The sequence below is a fragment of the Marinobacter sp. 2_MG-2023 genome (genome assembly GCF_030546935.1).
Taxonomy (GTDB): Bacteria; Pseudomonadota; Gammaproteobacteria; order Pseudomonadales; family Oleiphilaceae; genus Marinobacter.
Window position 1 is genome coordinate 109,603 of the sequence record NZ_JAUOPH010000006.1, and the last position, 12,044, is coordinate 121,646.

9 protein-coding genes and 4 tRNA genes are annotated in these 12,044 nt (G+C 53.2%); 5 read left to right on the forward strand and 8 right to left on the reverse strand.

Annotated elements, in window-relative coordinates; all coding sequences use genetic code 11:
• Positions 1-60 precede the first annotated feature (60 nt).
• Positions 61-1,158, reverse strand: a complete 1,098-nt coding sequence (locus Q4501_RS15975; RefSeq protein ID WP_303597262.1) for a porin — start codon at positions 1,156-1,158, stop codon at positions 61-63.
• Between the two features lie 288 nt (positions 1,159-1,446).
• Here Q4501_RS15975 and Q4501_RS15980 point away from each other — a divergent pair, with 288 nt between their 5' ends.
• The gene (locus Q4501_RS15980; RefSeq protein ID WP_303597263.1) at positions 1,447-3,567 is read left to right on the forward strand and encodes a NosR/NirI family protein; all 2,121 of its coding nucleotides are present in this window, start codon (positions 1,447-1,449) and stop codon (positions 3,565-3,567) included.
• A 153-nt stretch (positions 3,568-3,720) separates the two neighbouring features.
• On the opposite strand, the gene Q4501_RS15985 is transcribed toward Q4501_RS15980, so the two are convergent.
• Together Q4501_RS15985 and Q4501_RS15990 are read right to left on the reverse strand one after the other, a co-directional pair.
• Positions 3,721-3,797: transfer RNA gene (locus Q4501_RS15985), tRNA-Met, on the reverse strand.
• A gap of 91 nt (positions 3,798-3,888) precedes the next feature.
• Positions 3,889-5,226, reverse strand: a complete 1,338-nt coding sequence (locus tag Q4501_RS15990) for an acetyl-CoA C-acetyltransferase (RefSeq protein WP_303597264.1) — start codon at positions 5,224-5,226, stop codon at positions 3,889-3,891.
• A gap of 235 nt (positions 5,227-5,461) precedes the next feature.
• On the opposite strand from Q4501_RS15990, the gene Q4501_RS15995 reads away from it, so the two are divergent.
• A complete protein-coding gene (locus Q4501_RS15995; protein ID WP_303597265.1) occupies positions 5,462-6,868 on the forward strand; it encodes a 3-oxoacyl-ACP reductase in 1,407 nt (468 codons plus the stop codon).
• A gap of 42 nt (positions 6,869-6,910) precedes the next feature.
• Here Q4501_RS15995 and Q4501_RS16000 read toward each other — a convergent pair.
• The 5 genes from Q4501_RS16000 to Q4501_RS16020 all read right to left on the reverse strand — a co-directional run bounded on the left by Q4501_RS16000 (position 6,911) and on the right by Q4501_RS16020 (position 9,366).
• A tRNA-Val gene (locus tag Q4501_RS16000) sits at positions 6,911-6,986 on the reverse strand.
• Between the two features lie 10 nt (positions 6,987-6,996).
• Positions 6,997-7,073: transfer RNA gene (locus tag Q4501_RS16005), tRNA-Asp, on the reverse strand.
• 69 nt (positions 7,074-7,142) lie between these two features.
• Positions 7,143-7,218 (reverse strand) — tRNA-Val (locus tag Q4501_RS16010).
• A gap of 130 nt (positions 7,219-7,348) precedes the next feature.
• The gene (locus Q4501_RS16015; protein WP_303597266.1) at positions 7,349-8,236 is read right to left on the reverse strand and encodes a DUF2846 domain-containing protein; all 888 of its coding nucleotides are present in this window, start codon (positions 8,234-8,236) and stop codon (positions 7,349-7,351) included.
• Between the two features lie 152 nt (positions 8,237-8,388).
• Positions 8,389-9,366, reverse strand: a complete 978-nt coding sequence (locus tag Q4501_RS16020) for a hypothetical protein (protein ID WP_303597267.1) — start codon at positions 9,364-9,366, stop codon at positions 8,389-8,391.
• 150 nt (positions 9,367-9,516) lie between these two features.
• Between Q4501_RS16020 and purE the strand changes: the two genes are divergently transcribed.
• From purE to sodB, 3 genes are all read left to right on the forward strand, one after another.
• Positions 9,517-10,008 carry a 5-(carboxyamino)imidazole ribonucleotide mutase gene (gene purE, locus Q4501_RS16025; protein ID WP_303597268.1) on the forward strand — a complete coding sequence of 164 codons (492 nt, stop codon included), beginning with the start codon at positions 9,517-9,519 and terminating at the stop codon, positions 10,006-10,008.
• A 165-nt stretch (positions 10,009-10,173) separates the two neighbouring features.
• A complete protein-coding gene (locus tag Q4501_RS16030; protein ID WP_303597269.1) occupies positions 10,174-11,298 on the forward strand; it encodes a 5-(carboxyamino)imidazole ribonucleotide synthase in 1,125 nt (374 codons plus the stop codon).
• A 90-nt stretch (positions 11,299-11,388) separates the two neighbouring features.
• Complete coding sequence (gene sodB, locus Q4501_RS16035) at positions 11,389-11,967, forward strand: superoxide dismutase [Fe] (protein WP_303597270.1); 579 nt, start codon at positions 11,389-11,391, stop codon at positions 11,965-11,967.
• Positions 11,968-12,044: the final 77 nt, after the last annotated feature.

The window sequence follows — 12,044 nt, forward strand, 5'->3', positions numbered from 1 at the left end:
TAGGCCATAAAGTCGGGCGGACGGCTGGATACCCATTAAACCGTCCGCCGCAAGTACCGATCAGAAGGTAACGATTGCGCCGAGCGCAATTGTATCGATGTCAGAACTGGTTACGTCAGTTGTCCGATTCTTCCCTTCAAACATGTTGTACTCTGCTACGAGTTTGAAATGGCTGTTCACATCATGAAAGAAACCAATCGTTGTGCTTTCCGTTTCAAGATTCAGAATCTCGGCGTCGGTCTCACCGTAAGACAAGACCAGACGGTTGGGCCCAAAGGTGTAGGAGCCCTGAACGAGATAACCGTCAGCATCGTCTTCTGTTACTGGACCATTGGAAATCAACACCGGATTGTCACCCTTTGAGGTAAATCCCGACGCGGCCAGAGTCAGCCCCTCCAATGTGGCCTTGATGCCGTAGCCAACACCTGTACTGTCGATTGTAGTGCCGGCATTTTCCGCCGACTGATAGCGGCCGTTGACCCAACCGGTCAACCCCAATCCGTTCACATCGGTGCTGTAGGTTATTTCCGACTCAAACCGCGGAGCTGAGTTCTCATCGTTTGCGCCGGTCACTGTGTCCGCTGGGTCAAGTACACCAACCGCAATATTGAAACCAGACATCTCCGGAGCACGATAGGTTATCTGAGCGGATGGCGTCGGATACGCATAGCCGGCGCCAATGTTGCCGAAAGATACGCCACCGGGCGCGCCCGGCGAACCGAAGCCCATCAGAATTTCATCGAGGAATATATTGGAGCGCGCATAAAGGCCAAAATCTTTACCAATCAACACTTGCCCGAAGCTACCATCAACGGTTGCGTAGAACTGGCGTACATCAATTGAGGTGTCGGTCGGTGAATCCAGACTGTCATTGATCGAGGTCCAGAAAGACGAGCGCCCTCCCAGAGTCAGGTCACCCATTTCTTTGCTGAAATTAAAGCCAATCGTGTTTGGCAGAAAGCCCATCTTGATACGGGAATCCTGCGTGTCAGCCAAATCGTTGTCTCGATTAACATAGAAAGCGTTGAAGTAGCCATCGACTGAAAATGTTGTGCCATCTTCGTTATACAGCTCTACCGCGGCGTTTGCCCCAGTACTGGCACCCATTGCAGCTGCCATTGCCACTACCAGTCCAGATCTTCTGATTTTGTTATTCATATTTCCCCCGGAACATTAAAGACATTATGGGTATGGCCCCTGTTGCAGGTGCCACAAGCGTGATCTTTCGCTTGAATTCCATAATCGGCTAATACAGAAACCCGAGATATCGGCCGAGGGAGTCGGTTTTATGGTTACTTGGAAGGTATTGGAAACAGCACTTTGGGATTAAGACGTAAAATAAGGCCAACCATAAAGTAGCAGGTGACCGGTTCGGAGGTCGCATTGAGTCCGCATACAAACCCCATAGCATGAGAGCTCCTACAAAAAAAATATCAGGGGTAATCCATGGCCGGGCGCGCAATGCTCGTTTTTATCTGCATCTTTATGTTTCTCCCAGGCGCCCGGGCGGAACTTTCCGAGCAGAAGACAGCCCTCATTCAACAACTCTTTCCATCAGCAACGGTTATTGAGGACAAACTCTCCGATTTTCCTGTCTATCCGGTGTACCAGCTCCAGGAGCTGTTGGGTTATGCGTACGAATCAGTGGATCTTAGCCCGCTTCAGGGTTTTGCCGGCAAGCCCATCAGTATGTTGATAGGGCTGGACACACACGGCCGATTTACCGGGGTAAAAGTGCTGCACCATCACGAGCCGGTATTTCTGCACGGGTTGGGTGAGGCGCCACTTTTTGAGTTCGTTGATCAGTATGAGGGCAGATCACTGCGCAAACAGATCATCATCAACACCTCTAATACAGGAAGCTCCGGGCGATCGGCTGACAATGGTGACACCGTGTATTTTGACGGCGTCAGCAAAGCCACGGTTTCGGTTTTGATCATTAACGACACCGTACTTTCGTCGGCTTTGCAGGTAGCGCGCAGAAAACTTGAAGGCTTCGCACAGGCCGCACCAACAAAAGCAAAGACCGATTTTTTTCAGCCTCTGACATGGCAACAATTGCTCGAACGCGGCTACATAGGGCAATGGGAACTGAGCCATGAGGAAATTGAATCTGAGCTGGGAAGACCCTTGGCAGACTATCCCCGGGATTTTGGTGATACCAGTGATGGGCCTTTCACTCAACTCTTCTTTGGCTATATTAACTCTCCCATGGTGGGTCGGAACCTGTTGGGAGACGATGCTTATAACACGCTGAAAGAGAGACTGGACCCGGATGTCCAGGTAATGATCGTTATGTCCAGGGGGGACTACCCCCACGTATCCGAGAATTTCACCCCCGGCAGCAATCCTCAGCGCCTGAGCCTCAAACAGAACGGGTTGGCCGTAGAAATGCGTGATTTAAACATATCCGCCGAGGACCTGAACTTACAGGCGACCAATATGCCGGACCTGGTCGCACATAACTTCTTTCGCGTTGGTGGGAGCGCTGGCTTTAGCCCCGGCACAGAGGCCACGATGGATATCAACATCGAACTTTCCCGCAACCATTTGGTAAAAGACCGGGTCGTAATGGAAGTGCCTGTCCGCTTCAATGAGGACCTCTTTGAAACGGTAGATGTGTCGTCATTAGAGATGAATGAGCGCGAGCCCGTCTGGGTGGGCCTTTGGAAACAGCGCTGGTGGCAGATCGCTATTGTTTTAACCGCGCTTACTGTGTTGACGGTATTCTTTGCACGCCAGAAGACATTCAGCCAATACCCGAAACTGGTTCACCGATTCCGTTGGGGCTTTCTGTTTTTCACTCTGTTTTTTATCGGATTTTTTGCTCAGGGACAGCTGTCGGTAGTCAATATTTACACGCTTCTCATCGCAATATGGGATGGCTTCTCACTGAATGTCTTTATGCTTGACCCCATTATTTTTATTTTATGGATATACACGTTTATCAGCCTATTCGTGTGGGGTCGCGGCCTGTTTTGTGGCTGGCTGTGCCCTTTTGGTGCTTTGCAGGAAATGGCGGCCTGGCTGGGTGAAAAGCTTGGCCTGCGCCAGATTAAAGTGCCGGAACACTGGCATCGCCGCCTGATTCTTATTAAATACCCCATTCTGATCGGTCTGGTGGGCACGGCTTTCTATTCCCTGACACTGGCGGAAAAGCTGGTCGAGGTGGAGCCCTTCAAAACCAGCATCACTCTGTTTTTCGTGCGCCATTGGCCATTCGTTGTTTATGCAGTCGGCCTACTGGTAATCGGAATGTTCATTCACAAATTCTATTGCCGCTACCTGTGTCCGCTGGGTGCCGGATTAGCAATTATCGGTCGACTGAGACTCTTCAGTTGGCTGGATCGAGTGGACTTGTGCGGCAGCCCTTGCCAGCACTGCAAGAATGCCTGCGGCATTAATGCCATCCGTAAAGACGGTGAAATTGACTACGACGAATGCATCCAGTGCCTGGAGTGCGTGGTCATACTGAACGACGAAACTCAATGCGTTGACAAGCGCCTACAGAGTAAAAAACGGCAGCGACAGGCAAACATATTGGCCACAGATGCCAGTCTGCCCTGACAGGCACTCGTACATCCGCATGCACGCAGGGAGCGGATAGTCCTCCGCTCGGCGCTAGCCAGCTTTCTGCCTCTTTGAATACTTCAAGCTTTTCTATGACTCAAAACGCAAAAAAGGCAGACCAGTAAGTTACTGATCTGCCTTTCTTTTATATGGTAGCGGGGGCAGGATTCGAACCTACGACCTTCGGGTTATGAGCCCGACGAGCTACCAGACTGCTCCACCCCGCATCAAACTGGTTGGTAACCTCTCGATCACCGAGGTGCGCATAGTACGGAGCCCGACCCCATCTGTCAAAGACTATTCCGAGTTTCCAGTAACTTATCGCTCCAGAATTGCCGTTATGCCCTGGCCACCCGCGGCGCAGATAGAAATCAGACCGCGCCCACTGCCCTTTTCCTCCAGGAGCTTCGCCAGGGTGGCCACAATGCGCCCGCCGGTCGCCGCGAAAGGGTGGCCGGTGGCAAGGCTACTGCCTTTCACGTTCAACTTGTTGCGATCAATGCTTCCAAGCGGTTTGCTCAGACCCAACTTGTCTTTGCAAAAAGCTGGGTCTTCCCAGGCCTTGAGCGTTGACAGAACCTGTGCTGCAAACGCTTCGTGGATTTCGTAAAAATCGAAATCCTGCAGCGTAAGACCAGCTTTTTCCAGAAGACGCGGCACCGCATAGGTCGGAGCCATCAGAAGACCTTCTTTTTTATCAACAAAATCAACTGCCGCCACCTCCGAGTATGTTAGCCAGGCTTTTACTTCAAGGTTATGGGCTTTCGCCCAGTCTTCACTGGCCAGGAGCACGCAAGAGGCGCCATCCGTTAGCGCGGTACTGTTCGCCGCTGTCATAGTGCCCTTCTCGCGATCGAACACTGGCTTCAGTGTTGCGAGTTTCTCAAGCGTGGTGTCAGGCCGCAGAATATTGTCCTTCTCAAGCCCGGCAAGCGGTGTTATCAAATCATCAAAGAAACCTTCTTCGTAGGCCTTTGCCAGTTTCCTGTGGCTTTCCCAAGTCAGCAGGTCTTGCTCATCCCGGGGTATAGACCATTCATGGGCCGTCACCTGGGCATGCTCACCCATGGACATGCCTGTTCGGGGCTCTCCGTTCTGCGGTAGATTTGGTTTAAGGTGGCTGGGGCGAAAGCGGGTAAGAATCTTCAACCGGTCACCGGTTGTCTTGGCCCGATTCAGATCAAGCAGGATCTCCCGCAACCCTTCACTCACGCCGATTGGCGCGTCAGATGTAGTGTCTGTACCACCTGCAATGCCGCACTCAATTTGCCCAAGAGCAATCTTGTTGCCAACCAGAATCGCCGCTTCCAGCCCTGTAGCGCATGCTTGTTGAACATCGTACGCCGGCGTCTCGGGCGCCAGACCGCTACTCAGTGCTGCCTCACGAGTCAGGTTAAAATCGCTGGAGTGTTTGATCACAGCGCCAGCAACCACTTCACCCAGGCGCTTCCCCTGAAGGCCGAAGCGATCAACAAGCCCGCGCAAAGCGGAAGTCAGCAATTCCTGATTGCTTACTTTGCTGTAAACCGTATTGGAGCGGGCAAAAGGAACCCGGTTGCCACCAATAACAGCAACGCGACGAACGCCACCGACACCCTTCGCATCCGGTTTTGGAGCCGCGGGTTTACTCTGGTTGGTCTTCTGAGCCTGTGCCATGATGATATCCTTTCTTTACAAGTTCCAGGGTTCAAGGTGCAAGGGTATGAAGGCGAAGCTTCATACCCTCAAACTAGAGCGAGCAAACTATGAAAGCAGTCTAGCGCCAACAACTATCATCTCATTGGCATGCCTGACAAGACCTCAAAGGCCTTGAGTCAATCACTTAGCTGGCGGATTCTTTACTCTGTTAACCAACATGCTCCACACATCATAGCAACGCAAGGACGAAGCCATGTCTGACATCTACTTTAAACTTGTTAACACTCCGGTTGGTAAAACCGCCGCACAGTCCCTTGGCCTGCCCTCACCGGTGCCGCTGAACCGGCTCAAACGGGCGGATCAGGCTTTTATTGAAGGGAAGGTGCTGGTTGGTGCCGGCATTGGCGGCAGGGCCATTGCAACGATTGGCGGCGTTCTCGGCGCCAGTGCCGCGACTCTTTATCATGCAAGCGGTAAAGCATCCCTGGAAGACTCATCGAAAGCCGGTAATAAAGCTCAGGCGCTTGAGCTGGGCTCAGATATTGAAACAAAGTTTTCAGCACTGGTATTCGACGCCTCCGGCCTCAAGGGTCCTGAAGACCTTCGCGCTCTGTACGACTTTTTTCATCCCACCATCAAAAAACTCGGTGCCAACGCTCGCGTTGTAATCGTAGGCCAGGATCCGGCAACCTGCAGAAAAGCACCTCAGGCTGCCGCACAACAGGCGCTGGAAGGGTTTACTCGCAGTATTGGTAAAGAAATTGGCAAAAAAGGCGCAACCGCTAATCTTCTGTGGATGGCACCAAACGCCGAAAAGCAGCTGGAATCCAGCCTCCGCTTCTTCCTTTCTGCACGATCTGCATATGTTTCAGGCCAGGTTGTACGAGTTGGCAAAAGCGCCAGCACGCCGACGATCAACCCGGTCGCTCCGCTCACTGGAAAGGTTGCACTGGTCACAGGTGCCTCACGGGGTATTGGCGCTTCAATTGCAGAAACTCTGGCACGGGATGGTGCCACGGTAGTCGGTCTTGATATCGAGCCTGCAATGGCAGACCTCGAAAACGTGATGCGCGCGATCAAAGGTAAGGCCCTCTCCTGCGACATTACTGCTCAGGACGCGCCTGTCAAAATCGCCGATTTTGTTGAAAACCATTTTGGCGGTGTGGATCTGGTCATCCACAACGCAGGTATTACCCGCGACAAAACTCTGGGCAACATGCCTGAGCATTTCTGGGATATAACCATCGCCGTGAACCTCACTGCAGAGGAACACATCAATGATGAACTCATGAGCAGGGAGCTGCTTCGCGAGGATGGCCGTATTGTCTGTATATCCTCCATCAGCGGTATCGCCGGGAACTTCGGGCAGAGCAATTACTCTGCGGCAAAATCCGGTGTAATCGGTTATGTGGAAGCTATGGCCAAACAGGTTAAGAACGGCATTACTATTAACGCCGTAGCGCCGGGCTTTATTGAAACCCAGATGACAGCAGCCATGCCCCTGACATTGCGCGAAGTCGGGCGACGCATGAACAGTCTTTCGCAGGGCGGCCAGCCGGTAGACGTTGCAGAAACCATTGCCTGGTATTGCAGCCCGGCTTCGGGTGGCGTAAACGGGAACGTTGTGCGGGTGTGCGGTCAGTCACTGATCGGCAGGTAATAAAAAAGGGCAAGTCCAATGGACTTGCCCTTTTTCGGAATCTGGTGGGTGGTACTGGGATCGAACCAGTGACCCTCGCCTTGTAAGGGCGATGCTCTCCCAGCTGAGCTAACCACCCAGGAATAAAATGGCGGAGCGGACGGGACTCGAACCCGCGACCCCCGGCGTGACAGGCCGGTATTCTAACCAACTGAACTACCGCTCCGCATCGATCCGGCATTAAGCCTGAATCGCACACCAAACTCAAGAGTTTGATGCCTACCTTGAAAGAAAGTGGTGGGTGGTACTGGGATCGAACCAGTGACCCTCGCCTTGTAAGGGCGATGCTCTCCCAGCTGAGCTAACCACCCACTCTGGTACCTTTCAAAGGCACTCACCTGATATTGCTTATGTTGCCTGTAAACAGGCTTCATTGCTCAACCAAGTGAGAGGCGCATTTTAAGCATTTGTTCGGCGGTGTCAAATCTTTTTCGGGAAACCCTAGAAAAACCACCAGCCGTCAGATTCTGCCTCCTCACGACGTTCGCGCTCCAGCTCCAGCGACGCATATTCCTGCTCCAGCTGCTCAATTTTCCGGTCCGCCTCCAACGGCACCGAAGGACCGCCTCCGAATGGCCAGTACCATGGAGCCGGCTCATAAAGCCCCTCACGTTCAAGCCTTTCAATCTCAAGGTCGCGCTCTTCTTCAAGAAGCGATATCCGCCGCTCGTAGTCGACATCTTCGTTGGTTTCTACAATGGAGACGGCGGCATGGTTAGGCGCCAGCATATCGCTGTTCAGAAACCGTGTTGAGATAATTTCTTGCCTCTGCATGGCGTATTCCCGCGTGACCAGTTGCAGGTGCCCCTCTGCGAGGGGGTGTTCCGGATCGAGCTCCGGGTGCATCTGTGTTGGCTCAGATAACTCGTTATACCGCAGATAATAAATACGGCCTGGCTCAACCGTTAAGGTGGCGTCTGCAATCAGGCTAAGACTGAACGAATTCAGCCCTTCCAGGCCAAGCAATGGCCTGCGCATGGCAAGGTGACGCTCGCCGGGATTCACCACAAGCCAGGTAAAGCTGTTATTGCGGATATTGAAGTAGTGGGTGTCATCAATATAAACGCTGGGGGATTCGATCTCGTCTTCAGCCCATTGGGAGTGGGTGCGATAGAAGTACAGAACCGCATGCCTGCTGTCCCATTCATCGTTGTCGAGATGGACAAAGTCATGACCGGAAACCGGATGCAGGAAAGACCCTACGCTTTTGCCAATGGAATGGTAAAACGTACAACCAGACGCAGGCAGCAACAGTGAAACGACTAACAGCCCACGAAATGAAAATGAGGCGTGCTTGAGGGACTCAAAAAAAGACATTGGGGTTTTCATTTTTGTTAACTCTTCATCCTTTGGTGAGTTGCCCGATCATAGCAACTGACAAACCGTATAAATGAGAGCTACCGCAAGGGATGAATAACAAACCGTTACAAACCAGGGCGCGCACGCTCAGTGCGGCGCCACCAGTGTCGATGTCACCTCAGTTACTGGCCTGATACCTGGCTGCGAAGCTGATTAACTTCCTCCGACAACCGCACGAGGCGTGATGTAAGCTGCGCACGGGATGAGTCAATTGCCTGCACATTCTTCTGCAGCGCCGCCAGCTCAGTCCTGAGTGCCTGGTTGCCGTCATTGCCCGACAAATCAGCCAGTTTTCGCTCCAGAGCCGCCAAACGCCCTTCCATGCCATCGATTCCGAGCTTTTGCTCCTGCTCAAAACGACGAACCCGGCGCTCTACCACCTGATCAACATCCGCCAACTGCTTGCTCAGCGACGTCAGCTGCTCACTCGCCTGCCGGCTCGAATCCTCCAGAGCTGCAACGGACGTCTCAGTTTGCTTCGTCAGCGCGGCCACGTCGGCGCCAAGGGAGGTGCGGACCTGTTCAACTGTAGACTCAACATCTGCTACAGCCTTTTTGGTTTCAGTTAGCCCACCCTCTGCCGCGGCAATTCGGTCCTGGTGTTCATCCAGGCGCTTCTTGTTGCGCTCGTTTGCGATGGCCCACAGCTTACGGATCTCGCTATCCGCCACATCAAGTTGCTTCTTCTGGGCGTCAAGCTGCTCAGCCAGAGACGCTCCATGCTCTTGCAGATTCTCTCCGGTTTGTGAAAGGTCACCTTCGAATCTTGCCAATGCCAGCTTGCTCTGACGGGCCCAGTAATCCGCCTCCTCCAGTTGCCCCTCAAGCATCTGAATCCGTTGATTCTGGGAATACCACCCAGCAATGGACGCGACAGCCACCGCGATGACCAGCAACCATAAAACCGCCAGCCCGGACCGACCACTACCGCCGCCGTTACTATTACCAGCGCTCTTCTGTGCCGGCTTCGGTGGCTTCACTTTTCCGCCTGAAGCCTCCGCTGACGATTTCGGCTTCTTCTGGGCTGGTGCCTTTTTCTCCGCGGCGCCAAAAGGCCGTTCAGCTCTCAGTTCATCGTCATCTGGACGGATGGGTTCCATTGCAGCTCCTGAATATGGGCGGTTTAAGTAACTGACACTGATAATACATGCACTTGCGGATGGGTTGAAATCACGAAGCCGCCTTCCTTGCATGGTAGATAGCCAAAACATACAATGTCCGGCTTTCCAATTATCACAGGACTGTTGCGTATGCAGCCGCTTGTAGGACTTATCATGGGCTCGAAATCCGACTGGCCCACCATGGAACACGCCGCCAACATGCTCGAGAAACTCGGCGTCGCCTATGAAACCAAAGTCGTCTCGGCTCACCGCACCCCGGATCTGCTATTCGACTATGCAAAAACAGCGTCCGATCGCGGCCTGAAAGTCATCATTGCAGGTGCCGGCGGCGCAGCTCACCTCCCCGGCATGGTCGCTTCGCAGACATCTCTACCGGTACTGGGCGTGCCCGTTCAATCCAAAGCGCTCAGCGGCCTTGACTCGTTACTTTCTATTGTCCAAATGCCCGGCGGCATTGCCGTTGGCACCCTGGCCATTGGCAACGCGGGCGCTACCAACGCCGGATTACTGGCCGCACAGATTATTGGCACCTCTGATGAGAGTGTGCGCGAAGCTGTCGACGAGTTCCGTACAGCACAAACGCAAACGATTCTGGATAATCCCGATCCAAAAGAGCAGTAAGCCCAACTCCGTGCAAGAGTGTGCGGACAGGGCTTTCCAAAACACGCTGTAAATACATCCATGTACGCTTGGCTCCGCCATCCATGGCTCCGCACAGTTTTGGAAAGCCCTGCCCGCAAACTCACCCAAACTTGATCAATGCCCATCAGCGGCAGGAGAACACAAATGAGAATTGGTGTACTAGGCGCCGGTCAACTGGGAAGAATGCTTGCCCTAGCCGGATACCCGCTGGCCAAAACCTTTGTTTTCTACGACATGTCAGGCAGCCCCAGTGCCGGATTGGGTGAAGTCATCATTGATCGCGAAGGCAAGTACCTGGATGACTTCCTGTCCCGGGTTGATCGGGTCACTTACGAATTCGAACACCTTCCTGTCGACGTTGCAGAAAAACTGGCCAAAGAAAAGCCGGTTCACCCCTGCCCCCGCGCCCTGCAGGTCTGCCAGAATCGAGAAGCGGAGAAGACACTGTTCGGTGAGTTGGGCATTCCTACGCCACAATGGAAGATTGCCGACAGCGCCGAATCCCTGAGAGCTGCGGCAGAAAGCCTGGGCTGCCCGGTTGTTGCCAAGTCCAACACCGAAGGTTACGACGGCAAGGGCCAAGCAGTACTGAGAAGCCCGGAAGATGCCGAAGCCGCCTGGGAATCCATCGGCCACCCGCGACTGATGGTGGAAAAGTTCGTCGAGTTCAGCCGGGAAGTATCAATCATTGCAGTCCGCGGTGAAGACGGCCAACTGGCCTTTTACCCCATCTCGGAAAACGTGCACCACGAAGGTATTCTGCGTTACGCAATCGCGCCGGCACCCAAGTTGGAGAAACACGTTCAGGAAGATGCAGAACGTTATATCAAAGCTCTTCTGAACGAACTGAATTACGTAGGTGTGCTAACGCTAGAGCTGTTTGACACGCCCGCAGGCCTGGTTGCGAACGAAATGGCACCACGGGTTCACAACTCCGGCCACTGGACCATCGAAGGCGCGATGACCAGCCAGTTTGAGAACCACATACGCGCCATAAGCGGGCATGCTCTGGGTAATGTAGAGCCACGGGGCCTGAGCTGCATGATTAACATCATTGCAGAGCACGGAGATATTGAACGCCTGCTGGAACTGCCTTACGCTCATGTGCACCTTTACAAAAAAGGCGAACGGCCCGGCCGCAAGCTAGGCCATGTAAATGTCCTGGCAGACAGCTACGCCGAACTGGTTTGGCGAGTCAGAAACTGCGTGCAGTTTTTGCCCGGCAGCCCAGAGTTCAGCAGTTCATTAAACAGCAACAGCAACGGTTGAATCGCCTACCGGGGTTGATATCGCTCAAATCGCCCCTATATTAGAGCGGTGACATTCACCATAATCGAGAGAATCAGGGAGAACGACCTCATGGCATTTGAACTTCCGGCACTACCTTATGAAAAGAACGCACTGGAACCCCACATCTCTGCCGAGACCCTCGAATACCATTACGGCAAGCACCACAACACCTACGTAACCAAGCTCAACGGCCTGGTTGAAGGTACGGACAACGCCAACAAGTCGCTCGAAGACATTATCACAAGCGCCAGTGGCCCGCTGTTCAACAACGCAGCACAAGTATGGAACCACACCTTCTATTGGCACTGCCTGAGCCCAAACGGTGGTGGTGAGCCCACAGGTGCAGCCAAAGAAGCTATTGAAAAAGCTTTTGGCTCGTTCGATGACTTCAAAAAAGAATTCAACGACAAAGCCGCCAACAACTTCGGTTCAGGCTGGACTTGGCTCGTCAAGAAAGCAGACGGCAGTGTTGCCATTGCCAACACCAGCAACGCAGAAACACCGTTGACCGGTGCTGACAAGCCTGTGCTTACCGTCGATGTGTGGGAGCATGCGTACTACATTGACTATCGCAACTCTCGCCCGAATTACCTGGAAGCATTCTGGAACCTGGTCAACTGGGATTTCGTAAACGAAAACCTGGCTTGATTGTCCTGATTTGTAATACAGGCACAGCTGGCAACAGCTGAAAATAAAACGCCCGCTACATGCGGGCGTTTTATTAA

Excerpts from the sequence above, each read along its gene's own strand:
- Q4501_RS15995 (WP_303597265.1), top strand. The coding sequence starts at position 5,462 with ATGTCTGACATCTACTTTAAACTTGTTAACACTCCGGTTGGTAAAACC.
- Q4501_RS15980 (WP_303597263.1), top strand. The coding sequence starts at position 1,447 with ATGGCCGGGCGCGCAATGCTCGTTTTTATCTGCATCTTTATGTTTCTC.
- Q4501_RS15975 (WP_303597262.1), bottom strand. The coding sequence starts at position 1,158 with ATGAATAACAAAATCAGAAGATCTGGACTGGTAGTGGCAATGGCAGCT.
- Q4501_RS16020 (WP_303597267.1), bottom strand. The coding sequence starts at position 9,366 with ATGGAACCCATCCGTCCAGATGACGATGAACTGAGAGCTGAACGGCCT.
- sodB (WP_303597270.1), top strand. The coding sequence starts at position 11,389 with ATGGCATTTGAACTTCCGGCACTACCTTATGAAAAGAACGCACTGGAA.
- purE (WP_303597268.1), top strand. The coding sequence starts at position 9,517 with ATGCAGCCGCTTGTAGGACTTATCATGGGCTCGAAATCCGACTGGCCC.
- Q4501_RS15990 (WP_303597264.1), bottom strand. The coding sequence starts at position 5,226 with ATGGCACAGGCTCAGAAGACCAACCAGAGTAAACCCGCGGCTCCAAAA.
- Q4501_RS16015 (WP_303597266.1), bottom strand. The coding sequence starts at position 8,236 with ATGAAAACCCCAATGTCTTTTTTTGAGTCCCTCAAGCACGCCTCATTT.
- Q4501_RS16030 (WP_303597269.1), top strand. The coding sequence starts at position 10,174 with ATGAGAATTGGTGTACTAGGCGCCGGTCAACTGGGAAGAATGCTTGCC.